3 protein-coding genes are annotated in these 2,150 nt (G+C 70.7%); all 3 read right to left on the bottom strand.

What is annotated here, in order from left to right:
* Nucleotides 1-217: hypothetical protein (locus M3498_06720; protein MDQ3458976.1), on the bottom strand; the 217-nt coding region annotated here is incomplete at its 3' end.
* Nucleotides 214-1,362, bottom strand: a complete 1,149-nt coding sequence (locus tag M3498_06715) for an anhydro-N-acetylmuramic acid kinase (protein MDQ3458975.1) — start codon at nt 1,360-1,362, stop codon at nt 214-216. The genes M3498_06720 and M3498_06715, both read right to left, overlap by 4 nt.
* Nucleotides 1,362-2,150 (bottom strand): glycoside hydrolase family 3 C-terminal domain-containing protein (locus tag M3498_06710; GenBank protein MDQ3458974.1); only part of this gene is annotated, 789 nt, incomplete at its 5' end. The genes M3498_06715 and M3498_06710, both read right to left, overlap by 1 nt.

Here is a 2,150-nt window from a genome sequence, read left to right as displayed (position 1 = left end):
GCCCCAGCCAGGCGCGCGCTTCGGCAGGGACGCAGACCCGCATCGTCAGGCCATGCCTCTCGGCGAAGGCGCGCACGAGCCCGGCCAACCGTTCCTCGGCGACGCCGACCAGCGCGCCCTCCTGATGCTCCAGCTCGAGATACTTCAGCTCGAGCAGCACGCCGCGCGGGTCGCCGGCACGGGCGACGAGGTCGGCCAAAGCATCGTTCAGGCTCATCCGTCACCCTGCCAGGGCCTCGAGAGTTTGCCGGCAATCACCGGGTGCCGCGCGCCCGTCGCCCTCGGCAGGGTGTTGGGCAGGCCGTGATGCGCGTAGTAGGCCATCACCGCAAAGGCCAGCGCCTCGCGGTCCTTGGCGCGCCAGCCCATGTCCTCGAAGGTGCGCACGGGGACCGTGAGGCGCGCGCGAAGGCCCGCTAGCAGCGCCTTGTTGTGTGCCCCGCCCCCGGCGACGAGGATTTCGTCCAGACCCCCCGGTAAGACGAAGTCGCGGTAGGCGCGCGCGATGGACTCGCTAGTAAAGGCGGTCAGGGTCGCCAGCAGGTCGTGACCCGCCAGGCCCGCCAAGTCAGCCGCGAATTCGCTCAAGGTGAAGACCTCGCGCCCGGTCGTCTTGGGCAGCCCCTGGCTCAGGTAGGGGTGTGCCAGCAAGCGCTCGAGCGCGGTCGCATCGACCCTTCCCCGCGCCGCCAGCGCGCCGTCACGGTCGAAGTCCAGGCCGAAGTCGCGCGCCGCCGCCTCGTCGATAAGGCAGCTCGCCGGCCCGGTGTCGAAGGCGAAGACGCCGTCCGAGTCGCCGTCCGCGGGCAGATAGCTGAGGTTGGAGATGCCGCCCAGGTTGTGGACGGCGCGCGCTACGCCCGGCTCGGCGAAGAGCTTGAGGTCGCCAAACGCCACCATCGGCGCGCCCTGGCCGCCCGCGGCCATGTCCGACTGGCGAAAGTCCGAGACGACCGGCAGGCGGCAGCCTTCGGTGACGAGCGAGGCTTCGCCCAGTTGCAGAGTGCTCTTCGTGCGCCAGCCCCTGGCGGGCTCGAGCCGGGGGATGTGGTAGACGGTCTGGCCCGAGATGGCCACCAGATCGACGTGGTGCGTTTCCTGCACGGTGTTCACCGCCCGCGCGTAGGCCTCGCCCAGCTCGGCGTGGAGCTGGGTGAGGCCTACCACGTCCGAGCTTTCGGGCCCCATGGCGTCCAGGATGCGCGTGCGCAGCTCCGGGGCGTAGTCCTCAGAGTGCCGCGCCAGCACCTCCCAGCGCAGGCTGCCAGCGTGCTCCTCGAGCCTGGCCAAGACCGCGTCCACCCCGTCCGCCGAGGTGCCGGACATCACACCGAGAACGTTCATCCTTGCCAAGTCGGGCATCAGAAGTCCTCCAAGCCCGAGCCGATAGGGTAGTCGCCGACCGGAACGGGCAACTTGCCCTGGGGGCGGGCCTCGCCCGTCAGGACGGCGCTGGCGCCCTCCAGGTTGCTCTCGCGGTAGCCGTAGACCGCCAGGTAGGCCTGGGGGCGGAAGGGAAGAAAGCGCAGGTCGTCCGGATTGCCGAGCGAGACCAGAACGATGGGTTTGCTCGTGGCAACAAGCCCTTGCGCGAGTTCCTGCAACTCCGCCGGGTAGCCGCCCATCCAGAAGTAGCTCGCCAGGACCACCACGTCGGCGTCTCGAGCCCCGGCCACGGCCTCGGCGATCTGTGCGGCGCTCGGCCGGTCGCCGACGAAGACGCTCTTCACGCCGTCACGGTAGCGCTCAAGCACCGTGCCCAGGTGCGGCGGCTCGCCGAAGAGACTGGGACGGGGCGCCACCACCAGCACGTCGGCGGCGGGGTCCAAAGGCAGGACCCCGTCGTTCCAGAGCAGGGTGGCCCCTCGAGTGGCGACCTCGCGCGCCAGGGCCCGGTGGGCGGCGTAGTCGGGCGCCGGCTCGGATGTCGGGTCGGATGTCGCGTCGGATGTCGCGTCGGATGTAGTGCGTTCCCACCCCGGGCGGTAGCGTTTCGCGACCCTCTCGACTCGAGCGAGCGCGTCCTGCACTCTCGCCTCGCTGATCCTACCGCTCCTGACGGCCTCCACCAGCGCCTCATGGACCTCGCCCTGCACCGCCCGGTCGGGCCCCAAGAGCACCAGGTCGGCGCCCGCCACTATGCTCCGGAC

This window comes from Deinococcota bacterium, from assembly GCA_030858465.1.
GTDB lineage: Bacteria > Deinococcota > Deinococci > Deinococcales > Trueperaceae > JALZLY01.
Note: the sequence above shows the minus strand (reverse complement) of the source record. Positions and strands in the feature narration are given on the sequence as shown.